Annotated in this window: 14 protein-coding genes and 2 tRNA genes; 4 read left to right on the top strand and 12 right to left on the bottom strand. The window is 53.9% G+C overall.

Annotated elements, in window-relative coordinates; genetic code table 11:
• Nucleotides 1-70: 70 nt before the first annotated feature.
• On the bottom strand, nucleotides 71-1,093 hold the full coding sequence (locus EPA93_RS26880; protein WP_129890468.1) for an endonuclease/exonuclease/phosphatase family protein: 1,023 nt from the start codon (nucleotides 1,091-1,093) through the stop codon (nucleotides 71-73).
• Nucleotides 1,094-1,451: 358 nt separating this feature from the next.
• On the opposite strand from EPA93_RS26880, the gene EPA93_RS26875 reads away from it, so the two are divergent.
• The 3 genes from EPA93_RS26875 to EPA93_RS26865 all read left to right on the top strand — a co-directional run bounded on the left by EPA93_RS26875 (nucleotide 1,452) and on the right by EPA93_RS26865 (nucleotide 6,524).
• Complete coding sequence (locus EPA93_RS26875) at nucleotides 1,452-2,651, top strand: ribonuclease D (protein WP_129890467.1); 1,200 nt, start codon at nucleotides 1,452-1,454, stop codon at nucleotides 2,649-2,651.
• 805 nt (nucleotides 2,652-3,456) lie between these two features.
• Complete coding sequence (locus EPA93_RS26870) at nucleotides 3,457-4,389, top strand: FHA domain-containing protein (protein ID WP_129890466.1); 933 nt, start codon at nucleotides 3,457-3,459, stop codon at nucleotides 4,387-4,389.
• Nucleotides 4,377-6,524, top strand: a complete 2,148-nt coding sequence (locus EPA93_RS26865) for an ATP-binding cassette domain-containing protein (RefSeq protein WP_129890465.1) — start codon at nucleotides 4,377-4,379, stop codon at nucleotides 6,522-6,524. Before EPA93_RS26870 ends, EPA93_RS26865 begins: the two co-directional genes overlap by 13 nt.
• Before the next feature lie 69 nt (nucleotides 6,525-6,593).
• Here EPA93_RS26865 and EPA93_RS26860 read toward each other — a convergent pair whose 3' ends face one another.
• The 11 genes from EPA93_RS26860 to upp all read right to left on the bottom strand — a co-directional run bounded on the left by EPA93_RS26860 (nucleotide 6,594) and on the right by upp (nucleotide 17,920).
• Nucleotides 6,594-7,799, bottom strand: a complete 1,206-nt coding sequence (locus tag EPA93_RS26860; protein WP_129890464.1) for a vWA domain-containing protein — start codon at nucleotides 7,797-7,799, stop codon at nucleotides 6,594-6,596.
• A gap of 4 nt (nucleotides 7,800-7,803) precedes the next feature.
• A complete protein-coding gene (locus EPA93_RS26855; protein ID WP_129890463.1) occupies nucleotides 7,804-8,802 on the bottom strand; it encodes an ATP-binding protein in 999 nt (332 codons plus the stop codon).
• Between the two features lie 198 nt (nucleotides 8,803-9,000).
• Nucleotides 9,001-9,074, bottom strand: a tRNA-Glu gene (locus EPA93_RS26850).
• 77 nt (nucleotides 9,075-9,151) lie between these two features.
• Nucleotides 9,152-11,128, bottom strand: a complete 1,977-nt coding sequence (locus EPA93_RS26845) for a variant leucine-rich repeat-containing protein (protein ID WP_129890462.1) — start codon at nucleotides 11,126-11,128, stop codon at nucleotides 9,152-9,154.
• A gap of 56 nt (nucleotides 11,129-11,184) precedes the next feature.
• Nucleotides 11,185-11,257, bottom strand: a tRNA-OTHER gene (locus EPA93_RS48590).
• 153 nt (nucleotides 11,258-11,410) lie between these two features.
• A complete protein-coding gene (locus EPA93_RS26840) occupies nucleotides 11,411-13,165 on the bottom strand; it encodes an SDR family NAD(P)-dependent oxidoreductase (protein ID WP_129890461.1) in 1,755 nt (584 codons plus the stop codon).
• Between the two features lie 104 nt (nucleotides 13,166-13,269).
• Nucleotides 13,270-14,472 carry an FAD-dependent monooxygenase gene (locus EPA93_RS26835; protein ID WP_129890460.1) on the bottom strand — a complete coding sequence of 401 codons (1,203 nt, stop codon included), beginning with the start codon at nucleotides 14,470-14,472 and terminating at the stop codon, nucleotides 13,270-13,272.
• Nucleotides 14,473-14,643: 171 nt separating this feature from the next.
• Nucleotides 14,644-15,291, bottom strand: coding sequence for a TetR/AcrR family transcriptional regulator (locus EPA93_RS26830; protein WP_165423415.1), 648 nt, complete (start codon nucleotides 15,289-15,291; stop codon nucleotides 14,644-14,646).
• Nucleotides 15,292-15,596: 305 nt separating this feature from the next.
• Nucleotides 15,597-16,412 (bottom strand): M55 family metallopeptidase, encoded by an 816-nt coding sequence (locus EPA93_RS26825; protein ID WP_129890458.1) that lies wholly within the window; start codon nucleotides 16,410-16,412, stop codon nucleotides 15,597-15,599.
• A 302-nt stretch (nucleotides 16,413-16,714) separates the two neighbouring features.
• Nucleotides 16,715-17,191 carry a hypothetical protein gene (locus EPA93_RS26820; protein WP_129890457.1) on the bottom strand — a complete coding sequence of 159 codons (477 nt, stop codon included), beginning with the start codon at nucleotides 17,189-17,191 and terminating at the stop codon, nucleotides 16,715-16,717.
• Nucleotides 17,192-17,251: 60 nt separating this feature from the next.
• Complete coding sequence (gene upp, locus EPA93_RS26815) at nucleotides 17,252-17,920, bottom strand: uracil phosphoribosyltransferase (protein ID WP_129894663.1); 669 nt, start codon at nucleotides 17,918-17,920, stop codon at nucleotides 17,252-17,254.
• A gap of 208 nt (nucleotides 17,921-18,128) precedes the next feature.
• Here upp and EPA93_RS26810 point away from each other — a divergent pair, with 208 nt between their 5' ends.
• A complete protein-coding gene (locus EPA93_RS26810; RefSeq protein WP_129890456.1) occupies nucleotides 18,129-18,419 on the top strand; it encodes a DUF503 domain-containing protein in 291 nt (96 codons plus the stop codon).
• The last annotated feature ends 28 nt before the right edge of the window (nucleotides 18,420-18,447 follow it).

Below are 18,447 nucleotides of genomic sequence, written 5' to 3'. Positions count from 1 at the left end.
GATGCTGACAAAGGCTACGGATTTATCCTCGACGGCCGAACTGAAGGCTGACCGGCTTGATTTGCCCACCTTATGTGAAGGCAAACTGGCCAATCAGCACGCAATGTTCGCTACCGCGCGGCGCGCAATCGGTCCGCAGGTAGAGCGGCTTTATATTGGGGCTGGCAAACATATAATCAATGCGCAGAAAAGCCCAGTACGGATTGAGCGTACGCACGCCCCAGCTATGGCCGCTGCCACTGCCGACAAGCTCATGCGTATCCTGTAAGCCAGAGGAAAGCACTTTATAGATCGGCTCACGATCCGTCGTGTTCATATCGCCCAGCAAGAGGACATGCTCGCCGCGTTTTAGTAGAGGTTGAATGAAGTTATGGATCTCCTGAATCTGCATGTTGCGCCGCTGCGGGCAGAAGAAGCAGCCATAGACAGTGCCGATTGACGAGATTGGATGCGCATCGACCAGCATTAACGTGTGGCCGTGGCCCAGGTCCACTCGTGCCCAGAGCACACGTGAGATATCCCAAATCTCATGCGGAGGATCAGTGTTAATGATGCCGTAATCCTGCAAGGGATAGACGCTCATGATAGCCTCGCCGGGTGGCACGCCATCGCTGGGCTTGAAGATATGGTAGGGATAGCGCTCAAGCACATCGGTGCCCGCCTCCATGCCCTGCCAATCGGCCTCCTGGATGGCCACAATCTGAGGATGGTAGGTATTGATTGCGCCGCGTAGCGTCCCCGCGCGCTCATGGTAGCCGTGGAAGTTCCAGCTCATTACCGTAATGCTGTCTGGGGGTGGTGTGCCCAGCGAAGGCGCAAAGTGTGGAGGATAGAGCAAGCCAAAGAGCAGCACCAGGCCCAGCAAACCAATGCGCAATAAAGTCGTCCGGCGCCAGAAGACCAGAGGCAGCAGAAGTACAGGAGGCAGGAAGAAGTAGGGAGTAAGGATAGCCGCCAGGGCTAGTGGGCCATCGCTGGGCGGCGCGAAGGTCTGGACAAGCTGAAAGACAAGCAATAACCATAGATACATATAGCAGCAAAGCGTCAAGGCCTTGAATCTCTGCTGGCGAAGAAACTTTGCAAGTCTATCCACGAGAAATCCTTCCTCATTAGTTTTTTTCTTGTTTCTGTTAAAAATTGTCTTACTATTGTAAAATCGTCTGGGCGGTTATTTACGTCACTACCGAAAATGGGATGACAGCCATGATTCTCTATCGCTGATAACATTATAGTAAGTAAGCGACATTATAAAGGGCCAGCCCATAAGCGGGCAAGAGGGAACAGCTCTAGCTGCTCGCCTCCCCGCTCTCAGGTGGAAAAACGAGAAGCGGAAAGCCCCGTGATACGTTTGTGATAAGATTGCAGAGAATAAGAGTATATGATATAGTGTTGTGTACTCACTACTTTCAGATGGATTTTGTACTAAGTTAAAAAGACTGATTGGCAATTTATTGAGCGACAAAGTACCATTAGTAGGACCAGAAGACCTGGACAATGTACAGCCTGGCTATCTAGGTACAACTCCTCCTCCAGGCATAATGCCGCACAAGGGACAGCGGATATGGGTGGACCATCCGGAACAATTGCTCGCTGCGGTCGAAGTGCTCAAGGCAGCCAGGGTAGTTGCTATCGACGCCGAATTTACCCAGGTGCGTTCACATACACAAAATAAAGTCGCCAGCACAGTGCCCCGCCTTGCGCTCCTGCAGCTTGCTGTCGACAACTACTGTTTTGTCGTCGATACGCTACGCCTGGGAGATCTCACACCCCTCCTCGAAGTCGTTGGCGATCCCGCTATCGCTGTCCTCTTGCATGGAGCTGGCGCCGATCTGCGCGTCATGGCTGAGCGCGGCCTGAGCGTGGCGCACTACTATGACCTGGAAGCCACCTGTCGTTCGATCTTTGGCCAGCACGAATCGTCACTGGCCGCTATGCTCTTGCGAGCCTTCAATATTCATCTCGATAAAAGCCTTCAGCGCACGGACTGGACGCGCCGTCCCCTGCCGCCGGCGATGATTGCCTATGCTGCTCGCGATGCCGAAGTAACCCTGGCCCTCTATTACTGGCTCAAGCAATATTATCCTGACATCTTGCACCTTCATGAAAATACGGAACAGGCCGATAAGGTTGCAGCCTGGATTGAACCTTTTCTGCGTGGGACCTCGCTGCTCTCGCCCGAGATGGCTGTGTTGGAGGCTAAAGAGCAAGGCCTGATTCACAATAAAGCCCAGATTGCCGCAGATTGCCGCTCGGCCCTAGCTTCGCTGGTGCATCCTATGCGCCGCAATCGCCTGCTTCGACTTATCGCAGACCTTTCCTTAAAGCAGCTTACACCCGACATTATCGACTCGCTGCACGCTGTAACCTCCGAAGAGCGGGCGGGGAGCGCACGCACGCTTGGACGCCTGGCCGCTCAATCGGCGCGTGCCGAGATTAGCCAGCTCTTGCAAGATCCTGTTTACGACGTGCGTAAAGCCGCTCATACTGCCCTGCGCAACCTTGATAATAAGGATGGGCGCGTGCATCGCGCGGCTCCCACTCGTTCCCCTGATGGGACGCGCAAGTGGGTCATAGAGACCGAGAAACAGGCCAGCGAAGCAGAGGACGATAAGGGCTGGAAGGCCCGTCTGCGCGCCATGATGGACTCTTGAACCCGGACTCATCGCACTGGTTGCTTTAGCTGCTAACATTCAATGGTTCTCTTCTCTAATGCCGCCGTCAGGCAACAAAGAAATTGAAGCGACATAGCCTTTTGTCTGGTATAGGATCTTCCGGTTCTCCAAATTGGGATTGTTAAGGGGGCGTCGCGACCTAGCGAATGAAGCCCTTAACCTGGGGCATGCCGGGATGTTACACATCCCCAGCTGTTCCCCGATTTTTCTCCCCTCCTGCGCCGCCGTCAGGTGGCGAAACAACGAGAACTGGAAAGCCCTTTTGCCTGGTACTTCCCTATCGCTAAATCGCGAAAATTATGCAATAATAAATTCAGCAGTACATTATCAGAAGAGTGGGGGATTGATAAGCAGAAGTCATACCTTTCTTGCATGCTAAGAGCATAAAATATCGGGGCTATTTACTTTTCGCAGGAGTGCAGAGGATGGCCAGTCCTCTGCCGGGTCATGGGGCGTCCCATACTCTCCTCTCATAGGATGGGTGGGGCAAAAAAGGAAATTTTAATAGCCCTGTATAAAATATATATTTCGGTTTGGAAAACAGCAAATCTGGTATCGTATGCGATCATATTCGAGTAGATATAACCAGCTTCTCAGCTGTGACCACTGGCTATAGCTGCTGGAACCACGCACTGATCTTGCAACGGCAGGAAGCAACTCCTTGCCTGGGGGATATTCAGTCAGCATTTATCTCCCTCTCCTGAAGACCAGATAATGTGTTCGATAGCAGGGAAGCTCCATAATAGCCCTGCTATGGCTTCAATAGATCAGCCGGGAGTGTTATATGAGCGGGGTAAATCATCCACTATGTGTAATTCAGATCCTCAGCGGGCAGCTAAAGGGAAAGACTTTCCCGGTCCATAAGCCCGTGGTTACCCTGGGCCGTGACTCAAATAACGATATTGTAATTTTTGATCCCAAAGTGTCAAGACATCATGCTCGCTTGCTTTGGGAAAATGGCAACTGGTCGATTGAAAAGGTTGCCCAGAGGAATACGCTGACTGTCAATCGGCGCAGCATGGTGCGCTCAGTTTTGCAAAATGGCGATACTATTGGCCTGGGAGAAGATACAGCTTGCCTGTTTCTCTTAGCAGAGGCCGATGCTCAGGCGCAGGTTACTCCGCAGCGCGTGGGACCTGATCAGCGGGTCGGTTCCGGACCCGTGACACCACCCATCATGCAGCCATCAGGCCCCATCTCGTCAGTACCTATGCCGGCTGTGGTATCTCCTACCCCACCACCGCCGCTGAACCGACCGATTGCTGAAAAAACTGCGATTGGTGGCATGCCGGCCCTCATCGTCAGCAGCAATGTAGGCGCGGATAAGCAAACGCATCCTCTGCTCAAACCAATGATCAGTATCGGGCGCCACCAGAGCAATGATATCGTCATTGGTGAGCCCGTTATCTCCAACATCCATGCCCAGATTGTGCGCGAGGGAGATCAATGGGTCTTTGTGCATCCCCATCCGGCGCGCGATAAGACCCTAAACGGCTTGATCTATCAGGGAAACTTCATACCGGGCAATCAACAGTTTCGCAAGCCCCTGGTGCGCGGGGATATTTTCCGCATTGGCGATATGCATGGCACGCTGGTCACGCTGGCCTATGACGATGGGAGCGGAGCTTTGCAGGAGCCAGCCCCGGACATTCACCCCATCGCCCTGGATCGTCCATTGATTACGCTTGGGCGCGCCCCGATAACATGGTGGTCCTGAATCATCCCCTGGTCTCTGCTCACCATGCCCAACTGATCCAGGTTCAGACGCCGGGAGGCTACCGCATAGTTGATCTGAACAGCACCAATCATGTCTACGTCAATGGGCAGGCCGTCACCGGCTATCTGCTCAATGCTCGCGATGAAATCAGGATTGGCCCGTTTAGATTTATTTATACGGGAACCGAGCTGACCCAGCACGATGAAAGCCGGAGCATTCGCATCGATGCCATTGAGCTGAAAAAAGCTGGCAATAATAAGGTTATCCTGCTCAACGATATCTCGCTGGTCATCCCGCCACGCAAGTTCGTGGCCGTGGTTGGCGGCTCGGGCGCTGGCAAATCAACCTTAATGGATGCCCTCAATGGCCTGCGTCCAGCCCAGCAGGGCACGGTCCTCTACAATGGGCAGGATTATTATCGCAACCTTGCCGCCTTTAGCGCGCAGCTTGGCTATGTGCCTCAGGACGATATCGTCCATCGCGATCTTACCGTCTATCGCGCGCTCTATTATGCCGCGCGCATGCGGCTGCCCAACGACTTTACCGAAGAGCAAATTGCCCAGCGCATTCATGAGGTCCTTGAAGATGTGGAGATGAGCGAGCGGCGCGATCTGCTGGTCAGCAAGCTTTCGGGTGGACAGCGTAAGCGTGTCTCAATCGCCCTGGAACTGCTGGCAAATCCTAGCGTCTTTTTCCTTGATGAGCCGACTTCGGGTCTTGATCCGGGCCTTGATCGCAAGATGATGTTTCTGCTGCGCCGCCTGGCCGATCGTGGGCGCACGATTGTGCTGGTAACCCATGCCACCAACAATATCAATACCTGCGACTATGTGTGTTTTCTCGCGCAGGGTGGGCGTCTTGCTTACTTTGGCCCTCCTGAAGAGGCTAGAGTATTCTTCAATAAGTCGGATTTTGCCGAGATCTATAGCTCGCTGGAGCCAACAAAGGAGAATCCGCATATTCCCCTGGAGGCCGAAGCGCGCTTCAAGACCTCGCCCGACTTCCTGAAATATGTGGCCCAACCCTTGCGGGAAGGCGCTATGACCCAGCCGCAGAATCAGCAGCCACCGCCGGCTAAGAAGACCTTGCACTTTGGCACCGCCTGGAAGCAATTTATATTACTCTCCATGCGCTATCTAGAGCTGCTCAAAAATGATCGCGGCAATCTGCTCATCCTGCTCCTGCAGGCTCCCGTTATCGCCTTGCTCCTGGTGGTTATGGTCCACTTTGAGATCAATTCTGACGTCTTTCAGAGCGATAAAATAGTCCAGTGCCGCACGCAAATCCTTACCTCGACGGGTCCCGTGGCCCTACCGCAGGCCAGCCAGAGCGAGACCATTGGCTGTGATAAAGTCATCGATTTTCTTAAGAACGATACTGCAGGCTCGGCCTATGCTAGCGGCCATGGCGGCACGCAGAAAGCCTTGCAGGATTTTATTATGCCGGGTCCTGGCGCCGATGCTCAAAAGGTTCTCTTTATCATGGCCTTCGGAACCGTCCTCTTCGGCTGTATTAATGGAGCGCGTGAGATCGTCAAGGAAGGGCATATCTATCGTCGTGAGCGGGCCGTCAATCTGCGCATCCTGCCCTACATGTTCTCCAAGATCGTCGTTCTGGGCATCCTCAGCCTGCTGCAAAGCCTGATCTTGATAGTGATTGTTGACCTGGGCGTACCGCTACACCAGGGCGTCTTCTTACCCGTCATTCCCGAGGTCTACATTACCCTTGCCCTTACCTCGCTGGCCGGCCTGATGGTTGGCCTGACCGTCTCGGCCATTGCTCCAAATAACGATAGGGCTATGAGCTTTGTGCCGATCATTCTGATTCCCCAGGTGATCTTCTCGGGAACGCTTATCCCGCTTAAAGATTGGTTCACGCAGATCTTTGCCACGATCTTTCCGACGCGCTGGGCCATGGCCGCGCTGGGCTCCTCGCTTGGCTTGCACGCCGATAAAATCGGCGAGGATCATCTCTTTGGCAGCGATCCAACCTATCACGGCACGCTCTTCTCAACCTATAGCAGCAGCGATGCCACGGCGCGCATCTTGCTGGCCTGGCTGGCCCTGGCCGTGATTATCGTTGTATTAATGCTGCTGATCGCCTTGTTCCTTAAGCAAAAGGATAAGCGCGCGTAGGTCTATTGCCGGTAAGGCTGGCCAGCCGGAGCCATGTTGGTGCGCATGGATCGGCTGGCACTTGCGTTCCTAAGTTGGATCTGGGATCAGGCGCACAGCTTCGCCAAAGGGGATGCTTTGCAAGGCGAGGCCGCCCGCTAAGATGACCCAGAGCACCGGCAAGGACGGAACTTGTTGGGGAAATGTTCCGTAGCCATCGGTCAGGTAGACGCAGACCGCGGGCTGAATACTATCGTGCTCTTGCTCAACTGCCTCAAAGAAGGGCCGAAAATCGGTGCCTCCGCCACCCCTGGGGGCTGGAATTTCTGACTGAGCAGTGAGCGTATAAGGGCCATAGCAGGCGGCGTCGGCATAGTAAAGCTTAGCCTCAAGGTGAGGATAGGCGCGCAAAATGCCCTGTACCTCGCCCAAAAACTGCTCTATCTCGCGCTGACCAATCGAGCCACTGGTATCGACGGCCACATAGATATGGACTGTCTCCCCGGCCAGCATATCCAGATAGAGGCGCCGACCAATGAAGCGCTGGTCGAAGCCCGCAAAGTCGGTCGGCGTTTGGACTAGGAAGCGCCAGAGGTAAGCACGCCAATCGATCTGGGCCGGATTGAGATGCCCAAGCTCGCGCTGCAGGCCCAGCGGCATGGTTCCTTGACCTTTACCTGTCATCTTATCGATAATTTGAGCTTGCTGCAAGGCATCTTGCCAATATCGCTCGCTAGCTGTACGCATGTCGCTACTGAGACCTGTAAGCCTGGAAGCCGGCCTGTCCCGATCGTCGATGCCGCTAAGGCCGGGATCTAGACCGCCTTGCTTGGGATCAAGCAGATCTTGCATGGGCAAGCTTTCAGCTAATTTAGCTGTAGCTAAATTATCAAGAAGATGATAGATCTCCTCAACGCTGAGGTGCTCTAGCTCTTGATTGCGAATGTGCCCTTCTGGCAAGCTAAAGCCTTGTGCGATGACTATACCGTTCACGACGATATCGGCGGCGATATTCCAGCGCAATGGATCGCGTATTCCGCACCGGTAGACGTGCAGTAAGGCCGCGTGCAGCACCTCGTGAGCAATCAGGCCCAGGTGCTCATTCTCCTGCAGACCTTCCCAGAAGCTCTGGTTGATAAAGATAGCGCGTCCATCGGTGGCGGCAGTTGATATGCCCCGTGTGATGGAGATGCGCGCAAAGAGGGCGAGCGTAGCAAAAAACGGCGCGCGCATACGCAGCTTCAAGATGGCAGCCGAGATTTGTCGCTGCAGTGCTGTATTTTGATCTTGCGTCATAAGCTTAGCTCAACAGTTCCATGAACTCTTTGAACATTCTTTGCAATTGGGTATCGCGCTGGACCAGCGTTGCCAGCTTGCCCATCTGGTTGCGCGCGCGCCCCAGACGAAACAGATCAGTCGCAAAGAGCTGAATCCATTCCGGGCTGGCCTGCTCGGCTACCCAGAGAAAGGCTTGATGATGCCCCTGGATGTCAGTAGCGCGCATATTCAGAGCCATGATAATGGCATAGCGTACAGATGGCTCGTCAGGAAAGGTTATGGCGTTCCCGTTCCCGGCCAGAATCTTTTCGACATCAGGCAAGTGATTGTAGAGCTTTCTGAAGGCCTCGAACTCGGCAGTTGCCCCCAGACCAACCACCGGGGCGATGTCAAGCCCTGCCTTGTACAGTCTGTTGGCTACCATCCAGGTGCGTGGCGAGGGCCAGGCTGGCTGCTGCGGATCAAATTCGTGTAGCAGGGCCGGGCGGAACGAGAGAAAAGCCAGAATGTGCTCATGAATACCCTGAGCCAGGGCATAGCTTTTGAAGCTCTCAAAATGAGGCTCAACGACCAGGTGAATAAAGCGATTGGCCAACGGCGCCGGCATTTCAAAAACTGCCGCGCGATCCTCTTTGCGGTTGCCAGCCGCCCAGATAAACCAGTCTGGTGGCACGGTATATGAGCCCACGCGCCTATCCAGGATCAATTGTTGCGCCATGCCCTGCATTGCGGGCGGCGCGAGATTCAGCTCGTCGAGGAAGAGAATGCCCTTGCCGTCGCGGGGCAGAAATTCGGGCGGATACCAGCGCGAGATACCGTCCTCGGCCACCGGCAAACCGCGTAGATCGGTGGGGGCAAGTTGGGAGAGACGCAGGTCAATAATCCCCATATCAAAAGCTCGGGCCGTCTGCGCAACGATGCTTGATTTCCCGATCCCGGGAGGGCCCCAGATCATCGTGCTAAACATGAGACGCTCTTCGACAAGTTTGTGTAGGAAACGTGCTAAGGCTCCTGGTGTCATGATGTGCTTTACTCTCTTTTCGTGATAGATATGATACTATAGTATTTCTGCGGCACTAAAATGGCTAGAAAGACGTTGCTGAATGAGAAGAGAGAAAGTGTGAACGGCTCTGTATGGTGGAGATAAGCAGGAGTTGAACCTGCTGTCAATCTTCTTGACGAAGAGTATGCTGACGCTACACCATATCCCCACAACGTTATGGAACGAAGGGCTTCGAACCCATGGCCTCCTGCGTGAATGGCAGGTGATCTCCCAGCTGATCTACGATCCCATAACGATCAGCTAAAGCCGATAGCTGAACTATAATAGAGAACAGGATCTATTGTCAATGAAGTATTCCACATTCTCGCTAAGCCTGGCGGCGCTTCTTTTTTCTATTGCGCGCTTTGGCCCGAATATGGCGGTTGCCATCATGTGTGAGCAGGTCAAGAATGGCTGATGTGGCCTGCGGATGGTTGGCGAGCAGATAGCGCTCTTCCCAGAGTATGGAATTGACGAAAACTTTTTGCATTGGCTCCGGCAATGGGCGATGGCGTAAGAGCGCGCGACGCAACCAAAAATGCTTGGTGGAAGTAAGCTGTGCTCCTGCCTTCTTCACAAAATGCTCGTAGAATGCTTGTCGGTGCGTTTGCAGCATCGCCGGGTGATTGAATAGACGGCACCAGAGCTCGATATCCTCGCGGGCTATCAACTGCTCAATGATATGTAAAGGCGTGTGCGGATTGGCGGCCAGGCCCAGGAGCACCGCGCGCTGTTTCTGAGTAGCCAGAGCTTCTAAGGTCTCGCGTGGCGTATGCTTGTGCGCGGCCACTGCGGCCTGTATCTGCGTATTGCCGCCTGCTGCTAGCCGGGTCAGGAGATGCTCCGGCGTAGCCGGATTGCGCGCCAGCCCTGCCCAGATCTCTAGCGCTTCGCTGGCAAAGAGTTCTTCCAGGAGCGCAAGGGGAAGACGCGGATTGGTTGCCAGTTGTTGGCGCACCTTCAGAGCGTCGTCTTGAGCGAGTTGTGCATAGTAATCGGCTGGAATGTGTGCGTTAGCGGCTAAGGGTGCGCGCACTGATTCGTCTAGATCAATGAGCAAGGGAGCCATTGCTACAGGCGCTAAGCGCGGATTGCCAGCGGCGGCGGCGCGTACTTGTGCCTGGGCATCGGCTGCTAGCCCGGAAAGGATGGCTTGTGGCGTATGACTGTTGCGAGCCAGGGCAGCTCGTACGCGCTGATCGCTATCCGTGGCCAGTTGTTGGTAGTGCTCGGGAGTGAGATGGTGACGCGCGGCAATCGCCGCACGTACCTGCGCAGCCTCATCTAGCGCCAGGACCATGATAGCCTCAGTTGTGAGCTGTGGATGTTGCGCGGCGGCCCGGCGCACTTCCATAGCCTGGCTACTGGCCAGCTCTTCAAGAAGCTGCGGAGAAGTGCGCGGATTGCGGGCTATCCCTTTGAGCACAATCTCGCGCCGGCCCTGTTGAGGAGAAGCCTTGCCAGCAGCTTTGGGCAGATAGTGAACGAGATGCTGCAGGATTTTGGGTTTGAGCTTACCCGTGATTGCTTGTCCCAAATCCAATGGCCTGGTTTTATCTAATCTCCAGGTTAAAATCTTGTGGGGCAGGGCTATAGGACTGTAGGTAAATAAGCTTTGCCACTCAGGCGAAAGTGATGTTGTATCTTGCCACTCCTGATGTGTGGTTTCTGCCGCTTTGGGAAAGAGCAGGACGAAGAGGATCAGGGTAGAGGCGGACAAGGGTTCTCCATGTAAATAAGGCACGCGACCAGCTTTCATATAGTCTTGCAGGGCTTCTTTGATGTATACCTGGTTGGGTCGGTATATCTCACCGGCCCGCGCCACGTGGCCTTCTATTGCCTGCTCGCCGGATTCTCCATATCCCATGAAGTAGTTCCATGCGTGATAATATTTATTTTTATCATTCCACAAATTCCGCTGTAGTTGTTGCAGCCAGGTGGTGGGAACATTTTCGCGGCGCAGCAGGCTAGGCCAGATGTTAAGTGAGGCCTGCCAAATAAAATCGGGCTGGGTCATATTCAGAATAGGGATGATAGGATTCCCTAGAAATTCGGCTGGATAGCTTTCAGCCAGCTCCAATAAAACGTGTAGAGGAGTATTGGGATTGCCCGCTAAGGCTTGCTCGATTGCCGGATCTTTTTTCCTGGCCAACCTTTCGAGAAGTCGCGCCGGAGCGGCAGGATTGGCAGCTATAATGGGTTTGAGTTGTGGAGTGTGCGCCAGCTCCTCTAGCCGGCTCGGGACTGTATTCTCGTTGGCGGCCTCAGCTTTGAGAGAAGCTAAGGCTGTTTCTTCCTGCTCCATACAAAAAATACCCGAACCTTCTCTCTGCTCGTTTGGCGGGTCAATCAAGGAAGGAGTGGAGGTGATCGGGACTCGAACCCGACATCAGTATCCTGGCCGAATACTATGCTGACCTTGCACTACACCCCCACTGCGCTATGGGAAGGAAGGAGTCGAACCCTCGTCTTCAGATTGGCAATCCGGTGCTCTAGCCTCTAAGCTACTTCCGCATATCGACCGAACGATGCCGGTGCCTGTATTATAGTGGAAAGGGATAAATACATCAATGCTATTATGGCTCGATTACCAGGAAGCGGCTTGATAATCCTTATAGAACTGTCCAGAGCTGGCTTTCCCGCTCTGGATGCCTGTAAAGATGGGATCGCAGATGCGCGCCGCAGCATCGACAAGATCGAGCGGCAAGCCTTCCGGCAGGACTGTGCTCTCGGGATCAAGCGTTTGCAGCGAGATCCAACCGGGATCGACGCTATTCATATAGATATGGTCGGTGGCCAGGTCGGCAGCCGCGCTATGCGTGAGCATATTGAGCGAGGCCTTGGCCATGTTTGTATGGGGATGCGAGCCTTGCTTTACGTGCGCAAATTGCCCTTCAATCGCCGAGACATTTACGACAAAGCGCTCAGGGAAGCTGCTATTGCGTATGAGAGGGCGCAGACGGCTGATCAGCAAGAAGGGCGCCGTGACATTAATCACCTGTACCTCTAAAAATTCGCTAAGCGAGATCTCATCGAGCCGCAAGGTCCAGCTATTTGGCTGATCGCCATTGTGCGGCGGCACGGGTTCAACCTCTCTGCCTGTTATAGGCGCTGCGAGCGCCGCTGACTCGTCAGCTTGGGCTAAAGCAAGCGGTGAGCTGGCAAATAACCGTTGCGCTTCCTCAGCGCGTGGAAATGCTGGCGCAGGAAGCGCTATATGCGATTGGCGTATGAGCAGTTGCTGTTCGGCTGGCAGCGTGCTGAGCGACATGGCCTCACCGGCCTGCAGGGCCGCATAATACTGCACGGGACGGCGCACGGTTTGTGCCGCATTATTAATCAAAATGTCAAGGCCGGAGTAAGTGGCTTGCAGATGCGCAATAAAGTGTTCAAGCACGGGCAGATTGCGGAAATCAAGGCCATAGATCTGCAGGCGTTCTTGCCACTCGGCAAAATCCGGCTCACTGCTATAGCGGCGCGCAGCATCGTGAGGAAAACGCGTAGTCGCGATCACGTGCGCTCCGGCCCGCAGCAGGCGCAGCGCCGTCGCGTAGCCGATCCTGATGCGCGCTCCCGTGACCAGGGCGCAGCGTCCTGTCAGCTCCAACGGGATTGTGCGCTTGCGATAGTTAAGATCGGCGCAGGGCAGGCATAAGTAAGGATAGAAAAAGTGGCGACGTGTAAACCTTTGCTTGCAGACATAGCAGCTGCGCGGGCGACTCAAAGCTGGCTCACAGGCAATATTTATCGTCGTCTCGCTAAAGGGCGCCTGCTCAAACAATGGGTTCTGATAAGAGAGCTGTGACCCCGGCACAAGCAAAAAATCTGGCCGCAGTAAAGCGTTCTGATCTTTTAACAAAGCATCAAGGCCCAGGATCAAGCCCTCCTGATCATAATTCTTGGCATCGTTGAGTTGCTGGACAATGATAATACCCAAAGGAAGCAGCTTGCTCAGCACGCGGCTTGGGTTTTTGAGTTGCTCGGGCATGATAGGGATAGCCGGGCGCAGGCGTTTGGCGCTGGCTATCGCTTCTATAGAGTGGGCCAGCGTGTCCATATCGGCAGCCTGAGCCAGCTTAATTACGGCCAGGGCGCGGCGGATATCCAGTCCGGCCGGCTCACACTCTGCTTGAGGGCTGGGGATAGTCTTATCGTAGATAACGATCTCGAAGGGAGCTGAGCGCTCCCCTTGCGCGCTCTGTAGACTGCCGGCATTGATGCCATAGCTGGCCGGCAGCAGCTTGCCAAGCTCTGTTCTGCTCGCCTCGACCGAACTCTGTTGGGCCAGTTGCCGGCGCAGGCAGGAGATAATGAGCGGCAAATGTCGTCGTATATCAGTCATAATCCAGAAAAAGTGCAGCGTTCCTGCTGCATTATAATTATTTCATCCTTGCCTGAAATCCCAATGTAGCAGTTTGCCGTGCATCTGTCAATGCGCTGAGCTTATCAACTTGCGTAATCTTCGAGTGTGATGGCGTTGGTAGCCCGTTGCGTGTCCTGCATCATCTTGTTCACGGCAAGGCTCTTTGGTAGGTATGGCAGCAGGCGAATGGCCTGAGTGCGTAGCCAGAGCTGCACGCGGGTCTGCGGCACAAAATCTTTGACGGCCCCGGCTAGCTTCTGATTCACGCTGACGTAGCCGCGCATCACCTGCTCATAGCGGGCAAACGCGCTAGCGTAATCACCGGCGGCCTTTGCCAGTTCCCCGGCCAGCACATAGGCTCCTACCAGGGCCAGGCTTGTTCCCTGCCCGGAGGCGGGCGATGGACAATAGGCGGCATCGCCAAGGAGCGTAATGCGGCCAGCCGACCAGCGCTCCATCTGAATCTGGCTCACTGAGTCGAAGTAAAAGTCTGGCGCATCCCAAGCCGCTTTGAGCAAATGTGGCATGGCTTGCCACTTGTCGGTGGCAAAGTGTGTGGCCAGCAGCTGTTTTTGTTGTGCGCTATCGCGATAGTCATAGTCAAGCTGTGGAGAACTGAAAAAGAAAAAGCTCATGGCCTTACTGCTATCGCGTGAGCTGTAAAGACTAACGAATTTGCCGGGCGCATAGTGATAGAGCTCCCAATGTTCAAGATGTAAAAAGTTGGAGGTGGTAAAGATCGAGACATAGGCGTCAAGGTGGCGAATAAAATCTGCTTCAGCTCCGAAGGCAAGCCCACGAACGTTGGAATGCAAGCCATCAGCGCCCACCACCAGATCAAAGGTTCGGGATTCGCCGCGCTCGAAAGTTACCGCCACGCCCTCCTCGCCCTGCTCGATAGAGGCAATTGAATCGCCAAAGATGTACTCGACAGTCTGGCGCGTTCGCTCATAAAGGATGCGTGACAGATCCTCGCGCATGATCTCATCGTCCCCTTGCGCACGTGAATTGAAGAAGTCAGCGGGCATCGTGGCAATTGGCTTATTGTTATTAGCCACAAACGTGCCGCCTCGCATATTGGTGCTGGCCCGCCGAATATCGGGCAGAATTTCCATACGCCTGGCGACCTCAACCGCTACCCCCCGAATATCGACCTTGTATCCCCCTTCGCGCAGCCTGGGAGTGCGCTCGACGACGGTGGGACGGAAGCCGTAGCGGCTCAGCAAGTGGGCCAGGGCTGGCCCGGCAATACTCCCGCCGGAAATGAGAATGTTCTGATTTTTCATCTTTCCTCTTATTCTCCTGAATTGCATTCTCAGAATTGGTCACAACATGCTGTAAAAATGTGCAGACATAATGATGTATATGCTAAAATGATTTGTATATCAGGATCTTTGCAGTCCAGCTAGCTTCTGCGGGCTGACGCATTCCTCGCTAAGTGCCGGACAAAGGCACTCTTATTCATCGGGAAGGAGAATACCTTGTAAGAGCACGCGCAAGCCGAAATCAAACTCCTGGTCCGCGTCCCATTGCTTGAATGCCGGTAGTGAGGCGTGCAGGGCTGGATAGCGCCTGGCCGGGAGGCGTTCCCATACCTCTACCACATCGTCTTCATGTGATGCCATCGGAACCGAGATACTCGTAATATCAAAAAAAGCATGCCCGATGATAAAACCGGCAAAACTATTGACTGCATATAGCGCGCGCACACCTTTGACATTCGCCCTGTGCAGCGCGGCGACAAGGCGTTCGAGAATCGCCAGCGAGGGCTCGGTACGCAACTGGCGTAAGGCCACCAGAGAGATTATCCGTGGGTGAGCGCGCAGAACATCGCGATACGCATGCGCGAAATCCCACAGCTCGACATATGGCGTAATATCTGGCCGCTGGGGATAGGGCGCTTGCAAGAGAAGCATTTCAATAACCCCATCCAGCAAATCCTCTTTGTTCTTGATGTGATTATAGAGCGACATAGCTTCGACACCTAAAGCCGCTCCCAGCTTGCGCATATTGAATCCCTCAGGCCCCTCTCTATCCATCAACTCAAGAGCAGCCTCCAGCACAAGCTGTCGCGTTAATGCTCGCCCTCTCTCCGTCCTTGCCATAATCATTGCCTCGTTTCCAAACTTACTTAGTAAACTTACTAAGTAAGTATAGGAGAAATGGAGAGGAAAAGTCAAGGGACGTTTGCTCGTAAGAAGCAAGGAGGAGGCATCAAGAAGCGCTGAGTTGCCTGGCTTTAGAGAGCACAAATTGCTCAGAATAGACCTGTAGAAATATGGTTCCAGGCGCGAAGGAAGGACCCCGGACGACTGGTCCGAAGCCCTCCCTTTTGAGCTCTTATAGACAAAGCTCTATGCATTTTGCGGTCTCGCTGCGTATAAGAGCTTTTTTGTATGGGGACATTAGATTAGTGGCGATACCAGAACTGATCCCAGGCTTTCCAGAACGTGTCGGAAGTTGAAGAGACCGTACGCGGCCCCTCGATGACCACTCCTTCGCGCCCTATATAGACATCAGCGCAATCCGGAGAGACCAGTTCTACCCTGAACGTTACGGGACCGGGAACCTTGTAGGGCTTGGGCCAGTTGCGCACGCTTAACGACTGTGCCACGCGCATCTCAATGAGCGAGCAGGCATCCTTGGGCGCCATATTGCGTGCGGAGAAGCGTCCCAGACCCGTCTTGACCTGGGCCGTTACCACCTTTTCGCCAAGGAGATCATGTACTTCCTGGCAGGTGACCTCATCGCCAGAGGCAAATACCACCGGAACATCCCAGCAGCCAGCAATGGCCGCAATAATGCCGCTCTCGCCGACCAGCGTATCGTTGATCCAGGCATTGTGCCAGGCCTCCGTAGAGACAGTATGGCACAAAACGCCATTGGGCGTTCCGGCCATAGCGTGCGCGCCCACAAACAGGATAGCATCGCAGCCCTTCTCAAAGCCCTCGATGTAGCGAGCCCAGGGATGCCCGAAAACATATTCGGCCCCCGATTCAAGCATCTCGGGCACAAAGCTCTTGAAATTGTAAGCCCCGCCTGCACCGTGACAATCGACCACAATCACCTCAGTCGCTCCGGCCGCGCGTGCCCCGCGTACCGCTGCATTCATTTCATTAGTATAAAGCTTGCGACATTCCTCATAAAGAGCTGTACCGCCGGTGACCTGTTCCCAGGTCTCGATACAGGAGACTCCTTCCATATCGCAAAAGATAACCACACGCATAAAATTTCCTCCCTTTTTATTACCATCAGCAAATTTGCTGGCTCTCTTAAGCTATCATTCTCTCTTGAAGGGCCAGAGACCCTGGCTAAGCTCTATGAGAAGTAAGACTTTTTAACTTATTTTTGTTAGCCGTTCTCGGTGGGCGCAGCGAATGAAGTAGAGAGGTAGGCGCACGCAGCGGTGCTGGCAGCGTGCCGGGTCGCGACCGACCTCGCGTTCCAAGCGAAGCTCAGTAGCTTCTTCTGCTTCCCGATGTTCAGGCTCAACTTTTCTCTAGCTGACTATATTTTTCAAGCCCGGGCTCAAACTTGTCTGGGCCTGGCTTTGGACTTATGTTTTGGCGGTCGCTTCCTCTCTTTTATAACGGGCGGTTCATAGACGCGATATAATTTCTTACCGATTTTCCACCCAAAATAGCCACAAAGGATAGCGGCCACGATGGCCACAATGGCCATAACTATGCGCACAATAAGCGTAAGGTTTCCGCTGAAAATGCCGGCGAGCTGATCTGCGTATATACGGCTGAGTATTGCAATAGAAAGGCTGAGTACTAGCCCAACCATGATTCCCAGACAACAACCGAGCGGGCCACCATTGGCCTCGTCTTGTATCTCTGCTGGCTGTGCTGCTTCAGGTGCCTGTGCTGAAGCTGGCTCTTGGGTTGTTGGTTCGGATGTTTCCTGCTGTTCATGAGTGGTGGCAGAGTTCTCTTCCACAGGTTGTGCATTTGATAAGTTCTGATCCTCTTCTGACGAAAAAGAGTCTGAAGATGTAGGCACAGGTATCAATCCTTTATATAATTACAATAATGCAGAGGCCTCGCGAACAAGCGAGCGAATTTATAGCGTTCCGAACTGGCGGTCGCCGGCGTCGCCCAGGCCAGGGACAATATAGCCAAGTTCGTTGAGCTCCTCATCGAGGGCCGCGACATAGATATCAATATCGGGATGGGTCTGCGAGAGCTTGAGTAGCCCATAGGGAGCCGCAATGATCCCCACATATGAGATGCGATCAATCCCCCGGCGCTTAAGAATGTTTACAGCATCGATAGCCGAGCCGCCAGTGGCCAGCATCGGGTCAACCGCGTAGCATACTTGCAAGTTTACCTGGTGAGGGAGCTGGTTGTAGTATTCCTGGGCTTGTAGCGTGCGCTCGTCGCGGCGCAGGCCCAAATGCCAGATTTGCGCATCCGAGATAACTTCACGGAACCCCTCGGCCAGGCCAAGGCCGGCGCGCAAAATAGGAGTGATGCCGATACCTCCGGCCAGCCGGCGCCCGCGCATAGGTTTTAATGGCGTCTCGATATCGCATTCTTGCAGCGTGAGGGAGGCCGTGGCCTCATAGGCAAGCAGTGCACCTATCTCTTTGACCAGGCGATAAAAATCCGGCGGCTGCGTAGTTTTATCGCGCAAGGCTGTCATTTTGTGCTCCATGACTGGATGACTTGAGATATGCACGCGTGGAAGCTTGAGTACCTCCTCCCGTTTGGGCTGGTGAATGCCCTGCATGGGCAATTTATGTTGATTCCCCTGGGCATTTGTATCAAGCATACCAGAAGATTCTCCTTTCTTTAATAAATCCTTAAAGAATTGTATCAGAGATATGTAAGGGCGTCGAGGGTGAAAGTCGTGTAACCTCTTAGCAGAGAAAGTACTGAAATGCACCTCTTGGGTGATTACAAGTTACAACCACTGGCCACTATGTTATACTAGGCGCATGATTATAGGAGCCTGCGAAATCACATTACATCTGCCAGAATGCCATTCATTAAAAGAGAAGCGGCAGATAGTTAAATCGGTGATGGCTCGTGTGCGCAATCAGTTCGAGATAGCGGTTGCCGAGGTTGGTGAAAATGATCGCTGGCAGATTGCTAAGCTCGGCTTTTGCTGCGTGAGCAATAGCAGCCAGCACTCGGCTGAGGTGCTGGAGCATGTCCAACGCTATATTGAAGCAACTCGTCCAGACTTGCAAATTTCTGATGTTGAAGTTGAAGTAATTAATTGGTAAGTATATGTCGTTAAAAACGTTAGATCCA

Source organism: Ktedonosporobacter rubrisoli (assembly GCF_004208415.1).
Lineage (GTDB): Bacteria > Chloroflexota > Ktedonobacteria > Ktedonobacterales > Ktedonobacteraceae > Ktedonosporobacter > Ktedonosporobacter rubrisoli.
Note: the sequence above shows the minus strand (reverse complement) of the source record. Positions and strands in the feature narration are given on the sequence as shown.

Excerpts from the sequence above, each read along its gene's own strand:
- EPA93_RS26870 (WP_129890466.1), top strand. The coding sequence starts at position 3,457 with ATGAGCGGGGTAAATCATCCACTATGTGTAATTCAGATCCTCAGCGGG.
- EPA93_RS26865 (WP_129890465.1), top strand. The coding sequence starts at position 4,377 with ATGGTGGTCCTGAATCATCCCCTGGTCTCTGCTCACCATGCCCAACTG.
- EPA93_RS26860 (WP_129890464.1), bottom strand. The coding sequence starts at position 7,799 with ATGACGCAAGATCAAAATACAGCACTGCAGCGACAAATCTCGGCTGCC.
- EPA93_RS26855 (WP_129890463.1), bottom strand. The coding sequence starts at position 8,802 with ATGACACCAGGAGCCTTAGCACGTTTCCTACACAAACTTGTCGAAGAG.
- EPA93_RS26845 (WP_129890462.1), bottom strand. The coding sequence starts at position 11,128 with ATGGAGCAGGAAGAAACAGCCTTAGCTTCTCTCAAAGCTGAGGCCGCC.
- EPA93_RS26840 (WP_129890461.1), bottom strand. The coding sequence starts at position 13,165 with ATGACTGATATACGACGACATTTGCCGCTCATTATCTCCTGCCTGCGC.
- EPA93_RS26835 (WP_129890460.1), bottom strand. The coding sequence starts at position 14,472 with ATGAAAAATCAGAACATTCTCATTTCCGGCGGGAGTATTGCCGGGCCA.
- EPA93_RS26830 (WP_165423415.1), bottom strand. The coding sequence starts at position 15,291 with ATGGCAAGGACGGAGAGAGGGCGAGCATTAACGCGACAGCTTGTGCTG.
- EPA93_RS26825 (WP_129890458.1), bottom strand. The coding sequence starts at position 16,412 with ATGCGTGTGGTTATCTTTTGCGATATGGAAGGAGTCTCCTGTATCGAG.
- upp (WP_129894663.1), bottom strand. The coding sequence starts at position 17,920 with ATGCAGGGCATTCACCAGCCCAAACGGGAGGAGGTACTCAAGCTTCCA.
- EPA93_RS26810 (WP_129890456.1), top strand. The coding sequence starts at position 18,129 with ATGATTATAGGAGCCTGCGAAATCACATTACATCTGCCAGAATGCCAT.